This window comes from Enterococcus thailandicus, assembly GCF_001886265.1.
In the GTDB taxonomy this organism is placed as follows: Bacteria; Bacillota; Bacilli; order Lactobacillales; family Enterococcaceae; genus Enterococcus_B; species Enterococcus_B thailandicus.
Map to the genome: position 1 here is coordinate 92918 of NZ_JXLE01000008.1, position 24032 is coordinate 116949.

At 36.1% G+C, this 24032-nt stretch carries 23 protein-coding genes; 18 read left to right on the forward strand and 5 right to left on the reverse strand.

Annotated elements, in window-relative coordinates; all coding sequences use genetic code 11:
* From RV17_RS07305 to RV17_RS07355, 11 genes are all read left to right on the forward strand, one after another.
* Entirely contained in the window at window positions 1-1875 is a 1875-nt protein-coding gene (locus tag RV17_RS07305; RefSeq protein WP_067482527.1) for a glycosyltransferase, read from the forward strand.
* Window positions 1876-1952: 77 nt separating this feature from the next.
* The gene (locus RV17_RS07310) at window positions 1953-3317 is read left to right on the forward strand and encodes an ATP-binding cassette domain-containing protein (protein ID WP_082294024.1); all 1365 of its coding nucleotides are present in this window, start codon (window positions 1953-1955) and stop codon (window positions 3315-3317) included.
* Window positions 3310-4119, forward strand: coding sequence for an ABC transporter permease (locus tag RV17_RS07315; protein WP_067482525.1), 810 nt, complete (start codon window positions 3310-3312; stop codon window positions 4117-4119). The genes RV17_RS07310 and RV17_RS07315 overlap by 8 nt, the downstream gene beginning before the upstream one ends.
* Before the next feature lie 12 nt (window positions 4120-4131).
* Window positions 4132-4782 (forward strand): hypothetical protein, encoded by a 651-nt coding sequence (locus tag RV17_RS07320; RefSeq protein WP_067482523.1) that lies wholly within the window; start codon window positions 4132-4134, stop codon window positions 4780-4782.
* A 27-nt stretch (window positions 4783-4809) separates the two neighbouring features.
* A complete protein-coding gene (locus tag RV17_RS07325) occupies window positions 4810-5424 on the forward strand; it encodes a hypothetical protein (protein WP_071868876.1) in 615 nt (204 codons plus the stop codon).
* Between the two features lie 63 nt (window positions 5425-5487).
* The gene (locus RV17_RS07330) at window positions 5488-6498 is read left to right on the forward strand and encodes an NAD(P)H-dependent glycerol-3-phosphate dehydrogenase (protein ID WP_071868877.1); all 1011 of its coding nucleotides are present in this window, start codon (window positions 5488-5490) and stop codon (window positions 6496-6498) included.
* A 159-nt stretch (window positions 6499-6657) separates the two neighbouring features.
* On the forward strand, window positions 6658-7533 hold the full coding sequence (gene galU / locus RV17_RS07335) for a UTP--glucose-1-phosphate uridylyltransferase GalU (RefSeq protein WP_067482517.1): 876 nt from the start codon (window positions 6658-6660) through the stop codon (window positions 7531-7533).
* A 444-nt stretch (window positions 7534-7977) separates the two neighbouring features.
* Window positions 7978-8577, forward strand: a complete 600-nt coding sequence (locus RV17_RS07340; RefSeq protein ID WP_071868878.1) for a hypothetical protein — start codon at window positions 7978-7980, stop codon at window positions 8575-8577.
* Window positions 8578-8737: 160 nt separating this feature from the next.
* Window positions 8738-9097, forward strand: coding sequence for a hypothetical protein (locus tag RV17_RS07345; protein ID WP_067482513.1), 360 nt, complete (start codon window positions 8738-8740; stop codon window positions 9095-9097).
* Between the two features lie 637 nt (window positions 9098-9734).
* Window positions 9735-10352 (forward strand): SIS domain-containing protein, encoded by a 618-nt coding sequence (locus tag RV17_RS07350; protein ID WP_067482511.1) that lies wholly within the window; start codon window positions 9735-9737, stop codon window positions 10350-10352.
* 456 nt (window positions 10353-10808) lie between these two features.
* Window positions 10809-11768, forward strand: coding sequence for an LCP family glycopolymer transferase (locus tag RV17_RS07355; RefSeq protein WP_244897437.1), 960 nt, complete (start codon window positions 10809-10811; stop codon window positions 11766-11768).
* Window positions 11769-11924: 156 nt separating this feature from the next.
* Here RV17_RS07355 and RV17_RS13450 read toward each other — a convergent pair whose 3' ends face one another.
* Window positions 11925-12095, reverse strand: coding sequence for a hypothetical protein (locus tag RV17_RS13450; protein WP_157495844.1), 171 nt, complete (start codon window positions 12093-12095; stop codon window positions 11925-11927).
* Window positions 12096-12213: 118 nt separating this feature from the next.
* Window positions 12214-12945 carry a hypothetical protein gene (locus tag RV17_RS07360; RefSeq protein ID WP_071868879.1) on the reverse strand — a complete coding sequence of 244 codons (732 nt, stop codon included), beginning with the start codon at window positions 12943-12945 and terminating at the stop codon, window positions 12214-12216.
* A gap of 164 nt (window positions 12946-13109) precedes the next feature.
* Here RV17_RS07360 and RV17_RS07365 point away from each other — a divergent pair, with 164 nt between their 5' ends.
* The 6 genes from RV17_RS07365 to RV17_RS07395 all read left to right on the forward strand — a co-directional run bounded on the left by RV17_RS07365 (window position 13110) and on the right by RV17_RS07395 (window position 17991).
* On the forward strand, window positions 13110-13634 hold the full coding sequence (locus RV17_RS07365; protein WP_067482507.1) for a hypothetical protein: 525 nt from the start codon (window positions 13110-13112) through the stop codon (window positions 13632-13634).
* Window positions 13635-13747: 113 nt separating this feature from the next.
* On the forward strand, window positions 13748-13960 hold the full coding sequence (locus RV17_RS07370) for a hypothetical protein (protein ID WP_067482505.1): 213 nt from the start codon (window positions 13748-13750) through the stop codon (window positions 13958-13960).
* Between the two features lie 13 nt (window positions 13961-13973).
* A complete protein-coding gene (locus RV17_RS07375; protein WP_067482503.1) occupies window positions 13974-14186 on the forward strand; it encodes a DUF2922 domain-containing protein in 213 nt (70 codons plus the stop codon).
* Window positions 14187-14666: 480 nt separating this feature from the next.
* Entirely contained in the window at window positions 14667-16406 is a 1740-nt protein-coding gene (yfcC, locus tag RV17_RS07385) for a putative basic amino acid antiporter YfcC (protein ID WP_071868881.1), read from the forward strand.
* A 77-nt stretch (window positions 16407-16483) separates the two neighbouring features.
* On the forward strand, window positions 16484-17668 hold the full coding sequence (gene iadA / locus RV17_RS07390) for a beta-aspartyl-peptidase (protein ID WP_067482499.1): 1185 nt from the start codon (window positions 16484-16486) through the stop codon (window positions 17666-17668).
* A gap of 104 nt (window positions 17669-17772) precedes the next feature.
* The gene (locus tag RV17_RS07395) at window positions 17773-17991 is read left to right on the forward strand and encodes a CsbD family protein (protein WP_067482497.1); all 219 of its coding nucleotides are present in this window, start codon (window positions 17773-17775) and stop codon (window positions 17989-17991) included.
* Window positions 17992-18073: 82 nt separating this feature from the next.
* Here RV17_RS07395 and RV17_RS07400 read toward each other — a convergent pair whose 3' ends face one another.
* The 3 genes from RV17_RS07400 to RV17_RS07410 all read right to left on the reverse strand — a co-directional run bounded on the left by RV17_RS07400 (window position 18074) and on the right by RV17_RS07410 (window position 21640).
* Complete coding sequence (locus tag RV17_RS07400) at window positions 18074-19060, reverse strand: DUF1002 domain-containing protein (RefSeq protein WP_071868882.1); 987 nt, start codon at window positions 19058-19060, stop codon at window positions 18074-18076.
* Between the two features lie 371 nt (window positions 19061-19431).
* Complete coding sequence (locus RV17_RS07405; RefSeq protein WP_067482493.1) at window positions 19432-20109, reverse strand: ABC transporter ATP-binding protein; 678 nt, start codon at window positions 20107-20109, stop codon at window positions 19432-19434.
* A 13-nt stretch (window positions 20110-20122) separates the two neighbouring features.
* The gene (locus tag RV17_RS07410) at window positions 20123-21640 is read right to left on the reverse strand and encodes an ABC transporter permease (protein ID WP_071868883.1); all 1518 of its coding nucleotides are present in this window, start codon (window positions 21638-21640) and stop codon (window positions 20123-20125) included.
* A 665-nt stretch (window positions 21641-22305) separates the two neighbouring features.
* On the opposite strand from RV17_RS07410, the gene RV17_RS07415 reads away from it, so the two are divergent.
* A complete protein-coding gene (locus tag RV17_RS07415; protein ID WP_067482489.1) occupies window positions 22306-23985 on the forward strand; it encodes a ribonuclease J in 1680 nt (559 codons plus the stop codon).
* Window positions 23986-24032: the final 47 nt, after the last annotated feature.

The window sequence follows — 24032 nt, forward strand, 5'->3', positions numbered from 1 at the left end:
ATGAGTGCCAATCTAAAACAAAGAGAAATCTTTTTTCTTAATGATTCTGTTAGTGTGGATTCAGGCGGGCGTGTGCAGTCTATGTTTTTGAGAAGTAAAACATGGGAGAAAGATGTTCTTGCTACACATATTTGTACATTTAATTTTCGCCCGCAATATAGAAATATTTTTAATGATATACACAAGATAAAAAAATTACCAGATAATGTTTTTTTCATGAATATTTACGAATTTTTTTCGGAAGATAAAACTCTTTTCTATAGTGACAGTGTGGTAACTTTTGATGAATACGAAAGAAAAATGAATTTTGTTCAGAGTACGAAAAATGAGCAAGTATTTGAGTACAAGGAGAACAATAAATTATTACAAAGAATCAAGTTGAATACAAATCAATCAATTTCTATGATTGACTATTTTGAAGATAAAAAAAGAATAAAGAGAGAGATTTTTAGAAGTGATGGTATCTTGTTAAGGACAAATTATTTCAACAGCGAAGGATTCTTGGCTCAAAGTGATTTTTTTGCTAGTGACGGAAGAAAATATTTGGCAAGTAAGTATAATGAAGAAGCACAAATGACATATATTTTACATTTTCAAAAGAATGGTAATGTAAATCAATTTGACAATGAAAAGCAATTGAAAGACTATTGGATATTTCAACTGAATGAAATGTCCAATAGACCATATTTTTTTGTAGAAGATCATCGTTTGGATTCTTGTGTCATAGAAAATAGTTTTACAAATAAAATAATGTCAGTAGCAACTATTCACGGAAATATTTACGGCAAGGACGGCTCGTATGGTAGTCCATTAAGAGCATATACAAAAGGAACACTAGAAAATTTGGATAAATTTGGTGCAGTGATTCTTCTTACTGATGAAATGAAAAAACATATTACAAGCCAATTTGGGGAAAGAGATAATTTATTTGTTATTGGACATCCATTTCTTGTAAATAAAACAAGACCGACAGTATCTAAGAATTTGAATCGTGGTGTAATTATTTCAAAATTTAATAAGGGAAAGAGAATTCATTTAGCTATTGAAGCATTTGCCAATGCAGTAAAGGAAGTTCCAGATGCACAACTAGATATTTTTGGGCAAGGGGATGAAAAACAAAGTTATGAACTATTGATAAAAAAATTAGGTGTCGAAAAAAACATACATGTTCATGGCTATACGCAGGATGCAATTGGAGAGTTTCAACGTAGTGGTTTCAGTCTAATGACTTCAAAGGCGGAAGGTTTTGGTATTTCAATTTTAGAAAGTCTTAGTGTGAATACTCCAGTTGTTGCTTTTGATTATAATTATGGACCAAAAGATTTAATCGAAGATGGTCTAAATGGGCGTATTGTTCCTAATGGCGATATTTCTGCATTAAGTAGAACAATCGTTGAATTAGTAAAAAAAACAGACTCTTTAAATAAATTATCTAAAAATACTGGTAAAGTCGTTGAACAATATTCTAAGGATAAGATTCGTGAAAAACTATTATGTTTATTTGACTATCTAGATGATTATCAAGATGAACTTCCAGTGGTAGTGCAGTCACTAAGTCAATCAGTTCACTCTATCATAAAAAGTGATACTGAATTTAAATTAAATCTTGAGATACAAATCAAATTAACAAACACAAAAAATAATCCAGCTTGCTATATTCATGTAATTACTCCAGAAAAAATGGAACCTTTGCTTTATAAAGGAGTGCATGTGGATGGGAAATATCTATTTGAAATTACGCTGCCATTAGAAATGCTACCTATTATTTTGAAATCCCCGTTAGATCCTTTTTTGTTAGGTATACAAAACAAGAAGCACTATCAAATGTTTGATTTACCAATAATAAAAGAAAAGATTCAATCATTTCTAATGTAAAATAAAGATTTGTTAAATATAAAAAATAGTTAATTAAAAAAATAATCTTTGAAAAAAGATTGGAATGGGCAATAAATATGATTGAAAAAACAGTAAAGGTAAGAGCTAAGTATTTAACTAAAGAATATGAACTATTAAAAAAGAAATCTGATAAGCTAAAATCGTTATTTAAATCTACAGCTACAGGTATTCCAAAATTTTGGGCACTTCGAGGTGTTTCATTTGAAGTAATGTCTGGAGAAACTATTGGAATAATTGGAATTAATGGTTCTGGAAAATCTACCCTTTCAAAAATTCTAGGTGGAATTATTCCACCAACTTCTGGCGAGCTAGAAATTAATGGAGAGACCTCGATTGTTGCAATTGGTGCAGGTTTAAAAGCTGCGTTAACGGGCAGAGAAAATATTAAATTAAAATGTTCAATGTCAGGAATGAGTAATAAAGAAATTGATGACAAAATTGACGATATCATCAATTTTGCTGATCTAGGAGAATTTATTGATCAGCCAGTCAAAAATTATTCTAGTGGGATGAAATCAAGATTAGGATTTTCTGTGGCAATCCATCAAAATCCAGATATCTTGATTATCGATGAAGCATTGTCCGTTGGGGATGATACATTTGCACAAAAATGTATTGATAAGATTAATGTATTTAAAAAAGAAGGAAAAACTATCTTTTTTGTTAGTCATTCATTAGGTCAGGTAAAAAAAATGTGTGATAAAACTTTATGGTTACATTACGGTGAAGTAGCTGGATTTGGGCCTACTAAAGAAGTAATTAATGAATATAAAAAGTTTACCAAGTGGTTTAAAGATTTACCTAAAGAAAAACAAAACAATTATCAAAAGTCACAAAAAGAAGCACAAAAAGATTTTTCGTTAGAAAGTATGTATCAAAGTACAATGGAAAAATTACAAAGTGATCATCTGATGACAAGGGTAGAATTAAAACAGTTACAGAAACAAATGGAAAGAAATCAAATTGGCACGCAAATGAAACTATCAACTAAGATTTTGATTATTTGCTTATTCTTTATAATGATTACTTTATCAACTATTAGTTTTAGTGGCCGTTCGTTAACCTATTTCTTTAATAATCCAGTGGAATTTGCAAGAACACACTGGTTAAATAATGAAAGAAAATCTAAGGGAAACATCTCCAACAAATCTTCAAAAGAAAGTAGTAAAACATCTAACTCTACAACTAAAAGTGAAGAATCAGATGCTAGTACTTCAAGTGAATCGATAGAGATGGTTACGCACACGATTGCTCCTGGAGAAACCCTCCTAGGGATTGCACAACAATACAACGTTTCGTTAGAAGAATTAATGAGAGTTAACAATCTGGATAATGAAGTCATCAATGCAGGAGTAGAAATCACTATCCCTGCTTCACAAATCCAACAAGATAGCTCAACTGGAGGTGTGAGTAATGAATGAAGTAGCGATTATTATTAAAGAGCAACTATCAAACCTAGGAATTATTTTTAGAATGTCGAAGTATGAAGAAAAAGCGACATATCAAAATAATTACTTAGGATTACTATGGCAAATATTGAATCCATTAATTCAAGTAGGAATCTATTATATGGTTTTTGGACTAGGTGTTCATGGTGGAAGAACGATTAATGGAGTCCCATATATTATCTGGATGATTATAGGAATTTCTGCTTGGTTTTTTATATCACCATCAATTATGCAAGCGTCAAATAGTATCTATAAACAAGTTGGTTTAGTTTCTAAAATGAAGTTTCCTGTTAGTGTTTTACCATCGATTTCTATAGCGGGACAGCTGACGAATTATTTTTGGTATATGATGATTGTTATCACTGCATTGTTATTAAATGGAGTCTATCCAACGCTGTATTGGTTACAATATATTTATTACTTTTTTTCTATGCTTGTTTTTCTTTATGCATTCGGCATCTTTAATGCAACGATTACAACGCTAGTGCGCGACTATCATGTAATGCTTCAATCAATTTTCAGACTGTTATTTTATATATCTGGAGCAATTTGGAATTTTCAAACAAGAAATCTACCTGAAGGACTAGTAAAGATTTTAGAAATTAATCCGTTATATTATTTAATTGACGGATTTAGAGACTCATTTTTATCTAGAGAATGGTTTTGGAATAAAGGAACGTATGGTCTGATTTTTTGGAGTACAACTCTTTTATTACTGTTGATTGGTTCACACATTCATTTAAAATTCCGAGCAAAATTTGTTGATTATATTTAGGGGGAAGACTAAATGGAGACCTTGTTTGTCATTGATAATAAGCTAAACAGTACTTTTTATTATTATTCATCTGAACATGATAAAAATTTACTCGTTCATGTACTTCCAGAAACGATAACAGAAACCAAGATACATTTAGGTGAGCAGTTCTCCTTGCTCAATAGATCAGATTTTATAGTCTGGTTTTCTACAGAGTTTGATTTACCAGTTAAGACTTATGTGGTGATAACTAAGGAAGAACTTTTAAAAATAGTTATGGAAGAATTAGCTCAAAATGAACTTGTTACTATATCAAATCCCTCTGAATTTGTTCAAGAGAATGTTCGCTTTAAATGTGGCAAGCAAAAAGTAACATTTAAAGAGCTGGATGTCTTTCTTACGTATGATCCAAATGTTTCTGAAGGCAGTTCTATTTTTGTAAGGCAAGAACATATTGTACGCTTATATAAACAAAAAGTTCAGAAAATAAAAAATCCAGTTATACTAGTTAAAAAGTTTAATCAGTTAAAGTCCGCTGTCGATACTAATTTGACTTTTACTGGGATGACGGTAGAAATAAAAGATTTACTAAAAAGGAATAGTCAAAAACTAATCAAGTATGATTTACCTCCAGACAATCTAGCTAAAGCAAAAGAAAAAGTCTTACAATTTATGTCTAAATAGAAAAATACTATAAAAGGGAGCTTAGTTATGGCTAAAAGAACCAAAGAAAAAAAATCTAAAGGCTGGCTCATTGTTGGCATTGTGTTATTATTGATGTTGTTAGTCGGCGGCGGTAGTTTATGGTATTACCAAAATATTTACTCCAAAATATCTCCAGTTTCTGATTTCTCAGCTGTAAATGGGAAATTTTATCTTTCTAAAGGTAAATATCGTGGCGAAGAATTAACATCATTTGATCATGTGAAATGGGAAGATACAGAAAAAAAATTAAGCTTTTCGCCGATTGATAAATCCCATATTTTTATTGGTGTCTATGAGAATAACAAATTAGTTACAGGGAGTACCTTGTCCACAATCAAACAGAAAGATAACTATCTAGGTTTGAAACAAGAAAGTTTTATCGTTTCTGATAGTTATTATAAATCTAAGTTGAAAAAAGAAAATCAAGAATCTTTTGAACAGCTAGACAATAAAACTATTCCAGATTTAACAGCTAGTGAAGACAAGTATTATATTTCAAAAACAGTTCATATTAATCCAGAAATTAAGAGTTATAAATTCTATCTAAAAGGTAAACAATTGATTCGTGAAAATGCACCAGATAATGGTTCTTACTATTATGTTAACTACGAGCAACAATAAGGTAAAATGTTAATATTTACGATTAAATAATTTTTAGATTCACAATTGAAAGGAAGAAATTTAATGAAAAAAATCGCAGTTTTAGGTCCAGGTTCTTGGGGGACTGCCTTAGCGCAGACCTTAGCAGAAAATGGTCATGATGTTCGAATTTGGGGAAACGTTCCTGAACAAATTGATGAAATCAATAACTATCATACCAACAAACATTTTTTACCAGACTTGCAAATTCCTGAATCAATTGTCGGATATAAAGAATTAGCGGAAGCTGTTGATGGCGCCGATGCTGTGTTATTCGTTGTCCCAACAAAAGCGATTCGTTCAGTTGCACAAGAATTGTTAGAAAAAATGAATACGAAACCAATCATCATTCATGCAAGTAAAGGTCTGGAACAAGGGACACACAAACGTATTTCAGAAGTGATTGCAGAAGAGCTTCCAGAAGAAAAACGCCAAGCAATCGTTGTTCTTTCTGGTCCAAGTCATGCAGAAGAAGTTGCTGTTCATGATATCACGACAATTACGGCTGCAAGTATTGATCAAAAAGCAGCAGAATTTGTTCAAGATTTATTTATGAACGATTATTTCCGAATCTATACAAATAACGATGTGATTGGTGTAGAAACAGGTGCTGCATTAAAAAACATTATCGCGATTGGCGCTGGTGCTATCCATGGGCTAGGATTTGGTGATGACGCAAAAGCGGCTATCATGACTCGCGGCTTAGCTGAAATCAGTCGTCTGGGTGTAGCTATGGGTGCTAACCCACTGACATTTATCGGTTTGAGCGGTGTCGGTGACTTGATTGTTACTTGTACAAGTGTTCATTCTCGTAACTGGCGTGCAGGAAACTTATTAGGACAAGGGCATAAATTACCTGAAGTTCTAGAAAATATGGGGATGGTTGTTGAAGGTGTTTCAACAACGAAAGCCGCTGTTGAACTAGCTAAGCAATTAAACGTGGAAATGCCAATCACTGAAACCATCTATAGTGTGTTATATGAAGATAAAGATATCAAGCAAGCTGCAAAAGACATCATGTTGCGCGATGGTAAAACAGAAAATGAATTTATGTAAATATTTAAAAAAAGTAGAACAAAACGATTCCCGTTTTGTTCTACTTTTTTACTGAGTATAAAACCGAAAGAAAGTAGGCTTCCTATTTTACCTCTGCTATAATATTTGAATGAGAACTCTATTTTAAATGGATGATTGTGAGAAAGGAACGAACAAATCATGACAAAAGTTAGAAAAGCTGTGATTCCAGCAGCAGGATTAGGCACACGTTTTTTACCTGCCACAAAAGCGATGGCAAAGGAAATGTTGCCAATCGTTGATAAGCCAACGATTCAGTTTATTGTTGAGGAGGCTTTGGCTTCAGGGATCGAAGATATTTTAATTGTTACCGGAAAAGCAAAGCGACCAATTGAAGACCACTTTGATTCAAATGTTGAATTGGAAACAAACTTACGTGAAAAAGAAAAAAATGAATTATTGAAATTAGTCGAAGAAACGACAGACGTTAATTTACACTTCATCCGTCAATCTCATCCAAAAGGTTTAGGTCATGCTGTATTACAGGCGAAAGCTTTCGTAGGAGATGAACCTTTTATTGTGATGCTGGGGGACGATTTAATGGTGGATGATGTACCTTTGACAAAACAATTGATGAATGATTACGAACAAACAACATCTTCAACAATCGCTGTTATGAGTGTTCCGCATGAAGATACATCGAAATATGGCATTATCAATCCTGGTGAAATTGTTTCCGATGATGTTTACAGTGTGAAAGATTTTGTGGAGAAACCAGATCCAGCAGACGCACCAAGTAATTTGGCTATTATTGGACGCTATCTGTTAAATCCAGAAATCTTTACTATCTTGGAAACACAAAAACCTGGTGCGGGTAACGAGATTCAGTTGACGGATGCGATTGATGAACTGAACAAAAGTCAACGTGTATTTGCACATGAATTTAAAGGTACACGCTATGATGTTGGAGATAAGTTTGGCTACATGAAAACGAGTATCGAATATGGATTGCAGCATCCAGAAATTGGTGAAACGCTAAAAGAATATCTGATTGAATTAGGAAAAGAATTAAAGTAATTGATCGAGTAATTGATTTGAAGTAGAGGCCGGGTTGTTTGGTCTCTATTTTTATGTGTTTGGATGATTTGTTTTAGAACTTTGAGTGATAGCAGAGTGGGGGATGATTTTGTTGCGAAGTGTTCCCCAAGCAACTACTCGCAATAACTCTCAACTGTCCAAAAATATGAATGGCTATTTTTGGTAGTTGCGCATTATTTTTTTGGAGCTGACCGCTTGGAGCCGCAACCTTATCCACGGTGTTCCCAAAACAACTCCTCCATATAGCTTGCATTCATTTCAAAATATGGAAAACTATTTTGAGTGTTTGCTCGCTATCTTGTCGGAGCTAAACGTTTTGCGCCACAACCTTTTTCTATTTGACAGCTGACTGGTTTGCTATAAAATAGATAGCAGACATCATTTTTACTTAAGATTAGTGGAGGGAAGTGTGGGTGGCTGACGTTGTACAAGCCGATTGTGATGAACAAACAAGACAAAGCTTTGAAAAAAGTTGCCCGAATGCAGTTACTTGAACTCTTGAATGAAAATCCTGAGTGGTATCATTCTCAGAAAGTAGCACCTAAAAAAATAAAACAGTTAGCCACACTTTTAGTAGAGAATCAGAAAATAACGAATCGTGTTCCCAAAAAAGAAACAGTAATCAATCCTCGCTATTTTTTATTACTTCATTTTTTGGGTTTTACCAATAAAGAGGTACAAGAAATCTTATTTCCAACGAAACAAAGTTATTTGCTGTGGAAAGAGGACTATGGGTATGACAAATTAAAGAGTACTGCCATTGTGAAAAAGAAACAGTTGTTGATCCAGACGCTGGCAGATCAGTGGCATGTATATGAGCTCGCAGAACATTCAGTGCAAACAGTTAACGATTTTTGGCGAGAACAAAAGGCATTAGCTGAAGCTGGACAGAAAGCTGTGGATGGATTGAGTGTACAAGAAATTAATGAGATTTTAGGTTTTTATGAAGTGTTGGACGGTATTACTGATTTTTCTCGAATTCAAAAACAGCTAATACTGGAAAAAAAGAATCGTTTTGTCTAAGGAAGTGCACGAATCTGTGCTTAAAAGAAGCTTTAATTTTTGCTTAAATGTACAAAAATAGAACGATATTAAAGAAGAAACGTTAACAATTTTTTTGAATTAGTAGTAAACTAGTGAAGAGTTTTTGTCGAACGGAATTTAAATAGAAGGTGTGAAGTTCATGGAGAAACTAATAGCAATCGCTCAATCATTATTAGATGGACTGAAGTGGTTACTGGAAGGAAGCAATTGGCTGATTTTATTACCTTTCTTTTGTGTAAGTTTTTATATCATGTTTCAGATGGTCAGACGCAAAGAAAAAGGATTGATTTTCGTATGGTATTTAGCAACGATTGCACTTGGTAGCTTAATGTTGCAAATAGCAGTTAACATCGAAGTGGCGCTGATCTTTGCAGCCGTTTTGATTAGTTTATATGTAGTAGTTTGTATCCCTTATCTGGGGCATCGAATGCATTTGATCAAAAAAGGAAAGCATGCGGCTCCGTATCGCTCAGTGAAAGAAGAAAAAGAGGTTGGATGAGTAGTCTATTCCAAAAGTTAGATGTTTGATCTAACTTTTGGGTGTACTATGTTGACTCCAGCCTCTTTTTTAGTCATTTTGTAGGTGAGTGTATGTGAATGAAATTTATTTAATTAAATTTTGACTGCTTGTTATTTGAAAAAGTGTTATGATAAAGGCTTTGTAACGGCTGATAAGCTAGTAAAAACAGTATATAATAACAAGATTATAATTATGAAAAGATAACGTGCTCTTGTTTTTTTTAGATTCACCTCTTGCACTCAGCAAATAGTTTCCTTACAATGGTGACAGATAGAAACAGCTGAATAAAAAAAAGGCTCCCTACTTCTTAGTTGGCGCTAAGAAGCAGGGAATGACTTGTCAGTACGCGCTGACCAATCATTTTGCCATAGTCAATGCAGTGCATCGACCTTTTTTATTGTACCTAATCTAAGGTGAAATTTCTACCCCTATGTAGATTTTTGTGAAGGTTGCACGCTTGTTTATTTGCTATGTCAAGGTATTGGGCTAGACGCTCAATACCTTTTTTTGTTGGGGAAAAATAACGACAAGTAAAAATAAGGCGTCAATCACTAATTTGTTGTTTTCCTTTTGGTGGGCAGCTGTTTCTATTGATTTTGATTCGTGGGGGAGACTAATGAGTTTACGTTATTTTGATTATTATCAGCAGTTGGAAGAAAAACTACGAGTAGAAGAACAATTAATGATTCAAGCAGGAACTTGGATTGCTCAGCGGGTAGCTGTAGGGGGACGGTTACAGATTTTTGCTAGTCGAACGTTGGGTGGCGTTGCTTTTGAATTTTGGGAACAGCTTCCAGAGCTTATTCCTGGAAAGTTGATCAAAAATCCAGCTAATGGTATTTATGAGAGGTTAGAGGGAACCGGACAAGCGATTATTGAACAGGTAGATGCCCAGCCGCAAGACATTTTTTTATTGTTGTCAAATGAAGGGCGTAACCCAGCTATTATTGAACTTGCACAGTGGATCAAGGAACATGAATATCCATTAATCATCGTGACGGGTTTTGATTTATCCAGAAGTATAAAATCACAGCACAGCAGTGGCTTACGGTTATTTGAGATTGCAGATTTGGTTTTAGATAATCATGCAAAATTGCATGATACAGTGCTGACTTTACCTGAGTTAGATCCAGCAATTTGTGGAACAGCCTCCATTTCTAGCATGCTTTTACTTCAGCAGATGCTCTATTTCATTGCTCAGTTTTTACTTCAAAAAGAGACATATTCAGATTAAGGGATTGTCAGTCAAAGAGTTTTCCACAGTAATTAGTGTGGAAAATGGGCAAAAATTCTGTGTTCCACAGCGAGAGAAAGAGTTTTATGAAAAGAAAACGATTTTCTAAGGTGTAAATCCGTGACAAGTAATGAATAGTTAGTTATTTTTAGTAGTTAAATAGCTTAAATAATAATGTTTTTATTATATATTCAGTTATTTATTTTGGTGTTTCACAAAAAAGTGTGGATAACAGTCGACCAAATGATTGATGTGGATGAATGGCTGATTGAATAAAAGAATAATCCACAAAAAGTTAAGGCCTTCTTATAGACTTTAAAGCAAACCTTTAATTGTTTGAAATCTCATTGAAAAGTTAGAATCATTTTGGTATCGTTATCTAAGAAAGTGAAGCGAGATCAACTTGTTATCTTAATAACTGTTGAGAAAAAATTAAAGGATAAGTGGGAAAAAAAGATGAGAAGAGCTGAGAAAAAACGAATGGGCACGGGACGAAAAGTTTTTTTATGGATTTTAAGTATTTTGTTGATTATCATTGCGGGGATTGCCGTGTACGCAGGGAAAATTTATTTTGATGTGAAGTCAACAGCGGATAAGACTTATGAAACAGTTGATCGAATTACTGAATCAAAACGAGATAAAAAAATTGATTATGACGCAGGCGATCCATTCTCAATTTTACTATTAGGTGTGGATACGGGAGACTTTGGTCGAACGGATCAAGGCCGTTCGGATTCAATTATGGTTGCAACGGTCAATCCACAGAAGAAGACCACGACTTTAGTAAGTATTCCTCGTGATACCTACACGGAAATCGTTGGGCATGGGACAAGTGATAAAATCAACCATGCATATGCGTTTGGTGGTATGGCAATGTCTATTGCGACAGTTGAGAACATGTTAGATATTCCAATTGATCATTATGCGGAAATCAACATGAAAGGAATGCAAGACTTGGTTGATGCAGTTGGTGGCGTTGATGTAAATAATAAATTGACGTTTAGTTATGATGGAACTGATTTTCCAATTGGTAAACAAACCTTGAATGGCGCAGATGCTGTGAAATATGCACGGATGCGTTACGATGATCCAAAAGGCGATTACGGCCGTCAAGATCGTCAACGTCAGGTGATTTCTGGGATCATCAACAAAGTGAAATCAGTCGATACATTGACAAACTATACAAACTTGCTGGAAGCTTTGGGCAATAATGCAACGACAGATGTTTCTTGGGATACGATTAAAGTGTTAGCGACAAATTATCGTGATGCCTTTTCAACAATTCATTCAGAACAGTTAGCTGGAGATTCATTTACTGGCGATGGCACAACTGGAGAAAATGGCATTTCTTATCAACGAGCAAGCAGTGAAGAATTGGCTCGAATCCAAAAAGAATTAAAAGAACAATTGAAATAGAATAAATAAAAAGGAATTATTAACGAAAAACTCAGAGCAACCTTTTCACTGGTTGCTCTGAGTTTTTTTAGCGATAAGCTGGGGAAGATAAAAAAATAAGGGTCGGCTGAAAGGTTGTTTCCTTTTGTCCAATCCTTATTTTTGTTTGCTGTTAGATTAGATGAGTCCAAAAAATAAAGCGAAAGCAGCCAAGCAAAATGCTTTTGCAAAAGACATGATTTTTCGTGGATCCCGAACGATCGTTTTAGCATCAACAAATGCTTCGGAACTTAAAATATAAGAACTCACAATAATCAATAAAATAGCAATTAGTAATAGTACTAACATAACTCTCACTCCTTCAAGTTCTCAGCAGTAGTATAGCATGCTGACCTAGAAGTTGCGAGTTATTTACAATTTCTTAAATAAATTTATAACAAAATGGGTAAACGATTTAACATGATTACTATTCAAAATCTTGTTGCCCTTCCTGAAAAATGATTTGTTGATATTGGCGAAAAAAAGTGCCACGACGATAATGTTGCTGATGTGTCAAAACCTGTTGGAAGGAACGGACTAACCAGTTTGATTTTGGAAAGAATGGGAAAAATGTTGGACTATTGACTGGCGTGAAGTCTGTGTAGATCATCAAATGACAAGAAAACGCGAGGCGAATTCTTTTTGTTAAGTTTCGCTTCTTGATTGGAGAAAGAAAACGGAGCTGATTCGTTAACTGAATCGTTGTTTGAAAAGCTTGTTCTTCAATTAGCTGAATTTGTAATGGGTTAAACCAAATGGTGGTTACTTTTTTTGCAGATTCTAATGGTAGCAAACTTTGAGTACGAATCGCTGCCGGTAATTTGTAGTGGTTAACGGAAAGAAGTGTGCGCATCGTTTTGAGATACCAGCTTAATTTTAGCTGGTGATGGCTGTCTAGTAGATAAGTAATGATTTCTTGTGCAGAGCTTGCCACTAACATGCATTCATGCTGAAAAACGATCCAGCAACGCTTGAAGTTTGTGGTTGTGTCTGGAAGCAGTGCATAAATTTCGATATCTAAAGGAATTTGGTATAAAAAATAAAGTTGTTCTGATTTGGAAAAGGATTCTTTTCTTTCAATAGAAGAAACAAATGCCGATTCACAATAAATAGTTGTTAAATCATTGATGGTATAACGATTTTTGCAGGATATAATCATAAACTACCTCCAAGAATAATGTCATAATTCCTCGTGTAGCTACAGTTTAGCATATGGGGATAGGACAATTTGTGACGAGTAAAAGCTCTTTTTATTTTTTACAGTGAATTCATTTTTTCTTAAGCTGTGGGTACCGGCCGGAAAAATGGAAAAGGTAGAAAAAGATGGAGCAAAAAGAGTTAGAAGATCTATGTCAGAAATACGAAAAGCTGTATCACAAGGTGGTAATGAAATGTGGGATTTATCAAAACAATCAGGAATACGAGGAGTATGTTCAATTAGCGCGGATTGCTTTCTTTGAAGTGGTACGGGAATTTGCAACGCAAAAAAGTTTTGAAGCGGCTTATCCGATAGGTTATTTATTTCAAAAAATTGTCTGGAAAATAAAAGCACATCAACGAAAATTATGGCGCCAGCAAGAAATTTTAGTAGCAGCGAATGAGGAAAAAGAGCAACAGTTAATAAGTGGACTTTCTACTGGATCATCTGATTCTTCGTATGAATTCGCAGATCAAAGACTGGCAATGTGTTTTCTTTGGCACAAACTATCAGTAAAAGAAAAACGATTTTTGGAGTATCGCTTAGAAAAAGCTCGAAGTAGTCACTATCCTGCGCCAGCAAGTAGACAAACATTAGCCAATTGGCGAAAAAAACTAAAAAAACGGTGGCAGGATGAAAAAATCAACTAAAATTTTGACATTGTTCATTCTGAACGCGTTACTAGTGGTGTGAGTAAACGAATGATGAATGAACCGGTGCATACGTTGTTCAAACTACTTACGAATCAAGAAGGGAGAAACTGATGGAGAAAAAATTAGAAAGTACCAAATTAACAATTTATTTTACAAATTTGGAAACAGAGGAAGAATATCGTCAAACGATTGGGTCGATCATTCCTAATCCAGAAGATGAAAAGGTGTTGGCTTTAGGAGATATTTTTCAATTATTGACGCCAAAAGAAGTAAAATTCGCTTCTGTGTTGAAAACGGAAGCAACGAGTTATCGAAAGAGTTAAGGGAGAAGAGAAAATGAAAAAACTACAGTTGATCTTTTCAGATAGTGAAGGGAAAAATCAAAGAATCAACCCCGTAATTGCGTCCCATTCATTGACAGCGGAGGAGGTTCAGGAAATGATGCGTCGCTTAAGTGAATTGAATCTTTCAGTCAAGGAAGGTGTGACGCTTTATGCGTATCCATTAGGTGCGAAGTATATTGAAACAACTGAAACGGTCTTGTTTTAACCAAAAATAAAAAGGAAAAGAGAGAAGAAAGAATTGTTGCCAATTCTTTCTTCTCTCTTTATACACGTTGATGAAAGAGTCTTCCCCAAAACTCTTTACACCATGATTATAATACATTTGTTATCAATTATGCAACGAAGTTTACCTTTTGTAATAAAAAAGTTTACAGATCAAGGTTTTACAGATAATGCATGTTATTTTTTCTGGTTATTAAAAAGAAATGTTAAGATTATTCGTTTGTTTTTAATGAAACAGTATGATAAATCCGTGGGAATTTTGGTTTAAATTTGCTTGGTGACGAAAAAAATTCTAATGAATTGGTTGCTTAATACAATGAAGTCAATGGTTTGTGTTGTATTATTCACTTATTATTTTCTAATAAATTATTCATGTGAGTGAAGAAGTTTTCCTGTATAATCTTTTTGATTATCCATTTTTTATTCATCACAATATCATTGTGAACAGAAAGGAAGAAACTACTTGAAGAAAAATCCTTCTTCGGAAAAAAACAAGCGAGACCTCACCAAGTTAACGACACCACATACGTATGTCATTATTTTTGGTGTAGTAATCTTTGCTTGGATCTTAACGTTTTTGGTACCAGCTGGTCGATTTAGCACACAGGAGATCGAATACCAAGACGCAAACGGAGAAACAAGTACACGAACAGTACTTCGTCAAGACTCTTTCCGTTATGCTTATGCACTTGATAAAGGGTATGTCTTCGATCAATTAGAAAAATTACAAGATAATCCAGCGGAACGTGAGAAATTGGATGTTCCAGAAGCCGGATTAGAAGATGTACTTGCTGCTGGCGAAAAACAGTTAACACAAGAAAAATTAGATGAGATTGCTTTAACAGATGAAGTACTTTATGACGAGTACGGAGATAATATTTATGACACGTCGAAAAAACTACACAAAACAGCAAGAGTTTGGGGAACGGACGATTTTGGTGGATTTGGCTTCCTGAATTTTGTGTTTGAAGGGTTAGTTTCCGGTGATAAATATGGTTCTGCAGTCGGAATTGCGGCACTGATCTTGGTTGTTGGTGGTGCTTTTGGGATTATCATGCGAACGGGTGCAATCGATGCAGGAATTTATGCCATTATTAGTAAAACAAAAGGACTTGAACGTTTAGCCTTACCGCTATTATTCTTTGCTTTTTCTTTTGGGGGCGCGACGTTTGGAATGGCAGAAGAAGTTATTCCGTTTTCAATGGTCATGGTACCGTTCGTCATTGCGCTGGGGTATGACTCGATTGTCGCAGTGACGGTCACCTACGTTGCTTCGCAGATTGGGAATGCAACATCTTGGATGAGTCCATTTAGTGTTGCAGTTGCGCAAGGGATTGCTGGGATTCCAGTATTGTCTGGGGCAACTTTCCGTTTGATTATGTGGGTGATCGTAACGGGGTTATCAGCTGTTTACTTAATGATTTATGCGGAACGAATTCGTAAAAATCCAGCTAGTTCTGTGACCTATAAATCAGATGCTTACTTCCGTGATCATCTTGAAAAAACAACAGACGAGAAAAAAGCTTTCACACTTGGTCATAAATTGATCTTAGCTGAAATGTTGATCGTTTTAGTTTGGATCATTTGGGGAGTAACACAAAAAGGATATTATATCCCAGAAATTGCTTCACAATTCTTTGTCATGGGATTAGCTGCAGGGATCATTGCAGTAATCTTTAATCTGAATGATATGAAGATTAATGATGTTGCTTCTTCTTTCCAATCAGGTGCAGCTGATTTAGCTGGAACAGCGATTGTTGTTGGTATGGCAAAAGGAATTTTACTCGTATTGGGTGGTTCAGATGCTTCGGTTCCTTCCGCATTGAATACGATACTGCACAGTATTGGAACAGTCTTAACTGGTGTACCTGCTGTGATTGGTGCATGGGCAATGTACCTGTTCCAAAGCTTGTTCAATTTAGTGGTCACATCAAACTCTGGTCAAGCAGCATTAACAATGCCAATCATGGCACCACTTGCTGATTTGGTTGGTGTTTCAAGACAAGTTGCTGTCTTAGCTTACCAGCTTGGTTCTGGATTTATGGATGCCTTCACGCCAGTTTCGGCTAGTTTGATTGGTGTGCTAGGTGTTGCTCGAATCGAGTGGGCCAAATGGGCGAAGTTCCAAATCAAAATGCAAGGCTTCTTATTTATTTTGGGAACAATTTTTATTATGATTGCGATTGCAATTGGGTTACAATAAAAAATAAAGTGAAGGGATGGACAGGTCAGCTAGCTGAGCTTCGTTCATCCTTTTTTTAAAAGAAATGGAGGAAAATCATGAAAATTATTCGACAGGCACAAGTTTATGCACCAGATTATTTAGGCGTAATGGATGTTTTACTTTCAGGAAATGAAATCATTGCCATGGAAGAACAATTGACTGGTGATTTTGCAGAAGTTGAGCTAGAAGAAATTGATGGTCAAGGGAAAATCTTGACTCCAGGTTTTATTGATGGTCACTTTCATATTTTAGGTGGTGGCGGTGAAGGTGGTTTTCAAAATCGGACGCCGGAAGTAACTCTTAGTCAGTTAACTAGTGCTGGCGTGACGACAGTCGTTGGATGTTTGGGAACTGATGGTCAAGGACGTGATATGACTGCGTTGATTAGTAAAGCACGAGGACTGGAAGCAGAGGGAATCACGACATATGTTTATGAAGGTTCGTATCGTTTGCCAGTCAAAACGATAACAGATTCATTGATCAAAGATTTTCTAGTAGTTGATAAAGTAATTGGAATTGGAGAAATTGCGGTTTCTGATCACCGTTCTTCCCAACCAACATTTGAAGAATTTTCTCGAGCAGTTGCAGATGCACGCGTTGGCGGTATGTTGTCTGGCAAAGCAGGAATTACCAACGTCCACTTAGGTGGTGGTTCAAGAAAACTGGAATTGTTGACACGTGTTGTGGAAGAAACTGAAATTCCAATTACACAATTTTGGCCAACGCATGCGAATCGAACAGCAGATTTATTTGAAGCTTGTTTAGCGTTTGCTAAGCAAGGGGGAACGATTGATTTTACCGCAAGTGAAGATCCTGATTTTTGGGAAAAAACCGATGGCGAAATTCGGTTTAGTCAAGCTTTAAAGCGAGTGATTGAAGAAGGTGTTTCTCTAGATAACTTTACGATGACTTCGGATGGTCAAGGAAGCTTACCTTACTTTGATGAAAATAATCATTTCTTAGGAATGGGTATTGGAAGTGCCCGCGCATTATTGGTTGGAATCAAAGAAGCAGTCGAGAAAGAGAATATTCCGTTGGAAATCGCACTAAGAGCAATCACTTCTAATCCGGCACGTGTGCTGAAGCTAGCTAAAAAAGGACAAATCAAAGTCGGAAATGATGCTGATTTATGTTTACTTGATGCAGACACACTGGCAATTGATACAGTGATCGCCAAGGGAAAAGTAATGGTCCAAGAAAAAGAAGTCAAGGTGTGGGGAACATTTGAACAACTTCGTTAATGAAAAAATAATGGACTGAGGTGTTCTATTTGTCTGAATAATTGGTTGATGTTACTCTATAAATAGAACAAACATTAATCATTATTTATCAAGGAGGAAGCATCATGGCAGATTTAAAAGGACGTTCAGAAGACTTGAAGGACAAAGTAGTCGGTGAAGGTAAAGAAGCTTATGGTAAAGCAACTGGTGATAAATCAAAAGAGGTTGAAGGTAAAGCACAATCTTTAGGTGCAGATATCAAAGAAAAAGTTCGTGACCTTGGTGACGATATCAAAGAAGGCTTTGAAGATGTCAAAGATAAGCTTTCAAAAAAAGATAAATAGGTCATTACTTTTGATACCTTAGACTAAAAAATAAAGGATGGAGCAAAACGTCATTGCGTTTTGTTCCATCCTTTTGTTTTTATTATTCAAACATGCTTGTAATTGAGTCCCACAGGCCACTGAAAAAGTTTTTGATTTGTGCCCAGAGTCCTTTAGATTTCTCTTCAATTTGTTTTTTAGTTTCAGTTAAGTCTAGTTCATTCACGAAGTCTTCAAAAATATTTTTGTCTTTCATATCGCTCATGAGTGAAGTTAATTCACTGACTTGATCTGTCGTCAGAATGTCTGCAAGTCCGTGATCCTTTAAAGCTGTTTCGACAGTTTGCTGAATTTCCTCTTTGGTTAGTTGCTGGCCGTCTTTGGTTTTAGTTGCTAATTCTGCTTTGGCTTGTTCTTGTGCTGCATTCAAGGCCTCATCAGAGTAGCCTTCTTTGTCCTTGTTTTCTTCGGTGATTGAAGAAAGAACATTCATCTCATCTTGCGCAACTTCTACGCGGTCTTTGTTGATGATTCCGCCAGACTCTTCGACGATTTTGTAGACACCGGCTAGTGCACCAGAACCGTCGATTGGAACAGCAGAGGCAATCGTTAGCTGAGCATCCGTGATTCCAGCTGTCAAAGCAGCATTTTGATATTGTGCTGCGGTAATTTTGGTAATATTTTCGGGTGTGGCAATGTCAACGTTGATTCCTTTTCCATCTGCCAAGGTTTGCATACGAACCGAACTGTAGACTGCCCATTCTTGATTAAAGCCACCATCAGGAATATAGTTCATTAGATCAGTTCCGTTGGTTGTGTAAATTGGTGTTTCACCTTTGATTCCTAATTTATTCAAGGTATAGTCTTGTTGCTCTTTTGTTAATGCGTTGCCAAGTGCAACAGCATTGATTTGAATTTTTTCTGATTGGCTGCTAGATTGACTCGTTTCTTGATTTGTTGTTGAAGTAGTCGCAACGGTTTCACTTGTTGTTGTGTCTTGAGCAAAAGCTAACGGTGTACTTAAAAGGACCTGACCTGTGATTAAAGTTGTGGCAAGCAGTGTCCATGTTTTTGGTTTAGTTTTTTTCATGTTGACCTCCAAAAGTTGTTAAAAATGAATTGAATAAGTAATTCAATGATTTCACTTAGTTTACTACAAGGTGCTTGAGAAAACTTGGGACTAGAGGCGGATTTAGGGAAATTTAAAAAAGGTTGTGGCTCAAAACGCTTAGCTCCGACAAGATAGCACGTAAGCACTCAAAATAGATTTTCATATTTTGCAGTGCTTGCAAGCTATATCAAGGAGTTGTTTTGGGAACACCGTGAGTAGAGGTTGTGGCGCAAAGCGATTAGCTTCAAGCAATAAGAAAGCTTTTCAAAAATAGCTTTTCATATTTTGGGAACATCGTCTATTCAAAAAAAGGCTGCGACAATACGTTTGTCACAGCTTTTTTGGTTTCATTATTCGTGATCAAAAGAGAGCATTTTACGAGTGAATTCTTTGTTTTTTAACTCATAAACTTCATCACATTTTTTGGCGACTTCTAATTCATGAGTAACAAGGATGATGCAACGATTTTGTTCATGTGCGATTTCTTGGAACAACTGAACGATTTCTTGAGACGTTGTTTCATCCAGATTTCCAGTGGGTTCATCAGCGACAATCAACTGATGATCACAACAGATTGCGCGAACGATAGCTACTCGCTGCTGTTGTCCACCGGAGAGTAATGTTACTTTTTTTTGAGCCATTTGTTCATCAATGCCAACTCGTGCTAAGTGTTCAAGTGCGATTTGGCGCCGATTTTTTTGTTTTGTTTGAGAAATTTCCATGGCTGCCACAACGTTATCGACTGCAGAAAGGTAAGGAAGCAAGTTGTACGCTTGGAAAATAATCGAAACGTCATTTTTACGATAATTTCGCAGACCAATTTTTGCTAAGGGCCGATCTTCATAATACACTGTGCCTTCTTTAGGATTGTCTAAACCAGAAATCAATGAAAGAAACGTTGTTTTTCCGGAACCACTCGCCCCTAAAATTGCATACATTTTGCCTGTTTCAAAAGTTAAAGCCACAGCTTGATAAAGTGCATCTGCTGGATTTTGATACCAAAATCCTAAGTTTTCTGTTCGTAACATGTGTGTACCTCCTTTAATTCAATAAAATTTTTCGTGGATTCAAACGCAAGATTCCGATCGAAGCTAAGCAAACGGAAAGTAAGCTGATTCCTAAAGCAACTAAGGCAAGGAAACCGATTTGCGTTGGCGTTACATTGATAGAAAGTTCGCTGACTTCATCGGAAACAGCGAATGGATTACTGTTGCTACCAGGTGCACCCATTTGCCCACCGCGTCCACCAGGATTTTCGCCGTCTGGTCGCTGAGATTTTGCATCATTGGTTTGTGTGTTTTGATCAGAGTTTGTTTGTTGCTCTAGCAGTTGTTGCCCAACCACATTGGCAACTACGTTTCCGCTAACTGCTGCCACACCTAGGGCTAAAATCATACATAAAGCTACTTCAGTGAATAATTGTAAAATGATTTTGATTCGAGATTCGCCTAATGAAAGTAAGACACCAAGTTCATGACGACGTTCACGGATGGTGATCATGATGATCAAAGTCAAGATAATAATGCCGGCAACAGCAACTAACAAGACCACATTTTTGGAAAAACTTGCGACATTGTTCAAAGGTTCTAACATTGATTGGTAAGCCGCATCATTTGATTGCAAGCTGAAAGTATCTGTATCAATTAGTTTTTTTGCTTTTGCTAAAAAATCATCCATGTTTTCTGGGTCGGCTAGCGTATAGACAGCAGAATCAATTGTATTGTCTTCGGCTGTGCCATTTAATTCATTGGCTAATGTGTAAGAAGTATACAAAGTATTTGAGGGATTCATCATACTGAATTGCATGCCCATACTATTACTGCTTGCACTAGATTCATAGATTCCTTTTACGGTCAGTTCATAAGTCGTTTCTTCGTCCTCAGAACTAGTAATCGTAAATGTATCACCAACAGCTAAATCATTGGCAGTTGCTAATGTTTGTTCAATCAAAACCTGATTCGTATCTTTATCGCTTTCATCAATTCCTTCACCATCAGTAATCGTGGCTGTTCCACTTGAAAAAGTACTGTTTTGTGCGGAAGCTAAAACACCAGTGACTTGAAAGTCGGCTTGTGTCATTTGACCACCACCAGGCATGCCGCCTCCCATTGGCTGATTTGCATCGGTTGATTCTGCAGAACTATCTGTTGAATCAGAACTTGAAATGGCTGTGATCCCATCACTTGCTAATGCAGAAGCGGAACTTTCAAAAGAGTAGCTCTTAACATCTGCTAAATCAGCAATTTTTTGCGCATCTTCTAATGAAACAGGTGTTAATGAAAAGCTTCCCGGGTCAATTCTTTCTTGGGTTGTCCCATCTGAATCTGTTTCGCTAGTTGCTGTTTCAGCTGGTTTTTGGAAACTTGCCTCGCGATTAGCACTTAGTGTGACGGTTGCTCCGACTTCTTTTTGTGCTTCGCTAGCGGCTTGTTCTGCTGCACTGCGAATGGTTAGACCCGCGAGAACAAAGACTAGAATAGCTGTAAAAACGGCGAATAAGAGGAGCGAACGCCCCCATTTCACCTTGGTACTTTTTAGTGCGCGTTTGATAAAATTCATTGTTTTCAATCCCTCCTATAGTGTTGCATTGCCAAATTGTAAAAGGTCTAACTTAAATGAACCTTAATGACGAGGAAAGAAAATCAAAGGAAATCAATCGGAATAAAAACAAGCTATAGTTATAGTTCAAAATGTGCTAAAATGTAACAAGTATGTTTCGAGCAAGTGGCAAAAAATCAGTAAGAGCGAAAATTGCAGGTGCTGGTCCATTCAAGTCTTTCCTGTCTTTGATTGTGTTGAATGAAAAGAAAAAAGGTCTAGGACTTTTTTAGAAGGCTGTAGGAAACAAATTGTAGATGCTAGCGATTTGCTGATTTTGTTGTATAATGATAGCGACAGCTAAATTATTTGGCTTGGATGCAATCAGTTATTGCTTAAGGAAAGATTCATTGTAAAGCGAGAAACACTTATCCAAAACGAACAAGATGAATAATGGCAAAAGAATAGATAGGAAAGCAACAGTTCTATGTAAGGATTGCCTTTAGAGTCTCGTTGACTTTTGTATAAGCAATCAAAAAAATAGTTTTATTTTTGATTATTTACTGCAATGAATCAGTCAGCAATAAAGTAATTCGTTAATAAATTAGTAGTTAAATAGATTAGTAATTAATATAAGTAGAGAATTGGCATCATCTGAAAGTGATGTCATAGAAGAGGTGAAATTTGTGAGTACCATTAAAATTATTCCATTAGGCGGTGTCCGCGAAAATGGGAAAAATATGTATGTCGCAGAAGTTGGAGAAGATATTTTTGTATTAGACTGTGGATTGAAATATCCAGAAAATGAACTTTTGGGGATTGATGTCGTTATTCCTGACTTCACATATTTAGAAGAAAATGTGGATCGAGTGGCTGGTGTGTTTTTGACACACGGACATGCTGATGCTATTGGCGCGTTGCCTTATTTCTTATCTAAATTAGCTGTTCCAGTTTTTGGGACAGAGTTAACGATCGAATTAGCGAAAATAAGTGTTAGTCGCAATGAAGAGGCAAAGGGGTTCAAAGATTTCCATGTTGTGGATGAACACACTGAGATTGATTTTGGTGAAACAATCGTTAGTTTTTTCCGCACAACACATTCGATTCCCGATTCTGTCGGAATCAATTTGAAAACGCCAGAAGGAAATATTGTGTATACAGGTGATTTTAAATTTGACCAAACGGCTATCCCGATGTATCAAACAGATTATGCACGCTTGGCAGAGATTGGTAAGGAAGGCGTCCTAGCACTTCTTAGTGAATCAGCGAATGCTGAAAACCCAGCACCTGTTGCTTCTGAATTGCAAATTGCAGATGAAGTTTTCGATACAATCAAGTACTGGGAAGGCCGAATCATCGTTGCTTGCGTGGCAAGTAACTTACAACGAGTGCAACAAGTGTTGAATGCTGCAGCCAAAGCAAATCGAAAAGTTGTTTTGACTGGTCAAGATTTTGAACGAATCATCCGGACAGCTATGCGTTTGGAAAAAGTTCAATTACCAAGTGAAGATTTATTGGTAACCTTAAAAGAAATGAAAAACTATGAACCAGAAGAATTAATCATTCTTGAAACAGGTCGAATGGGTGAACCAATCAAGTCATTACAAAAAATGGCGAATGGCACACATCGCAATCTGAAAATCGAAGAAGGCGACTTAGTTTACATTACGACTACACCAAGTACAGCAATGGAAACAATGGTTGCAAAAACGGAAGATATGATTTATCGCGCTGGCGGAACAGTGAAGCTGATTTCAGAAAACATGCGTGTTTCTGGTCATGCAAATCCGAATGACTTGCAATTAATGTTAAACTTCATGCGTCCAACTTACTTTATCCCTGTTCAAGGGGAATATCGTGAATTAGCAGCACATGCGGACTTGGCACATGCTGTTGGCATTCCTTACAAAAACATCTACATCACTGGTCGTGGTGACATTTTAGAATATAAAAATAAACGAATGAGCGTTGCTGGCACAACTAGTGCTGAAAACGTAATGATTGATGGACTTGGTGTTGGTGACATTGGGAATATCGTGTTACGCGATCGCAAAATTTTATCTGAAGATGGGATTTTTGTGGCTGTCGTTACAATCAGTCGTCGAGAAAAGAAAATCGTTTCAAAACCACAGATTACTTCGCGAGGGTTTGTTTATGTTAAAGCCAGTCGTGATTTGATGAAAGAATGTACGGTGATGATTGAAGAAATCGTCAATAAACACTTGGAAAGTGATGATTTTGAGTGGAGCAAATTAAAACAAGACATCCGCGATCAGTTGAGCCGTTACTTATTCGAACAAACAAAACGTCGTCCAGTGATTTTACCAGTTATTATGGAGGCAACACAACGACGTGGTAAAAAATAAGCGCTAGAGATTTTTCGTTCTAAACAAGCAAAAAGGTAGAAGATTTC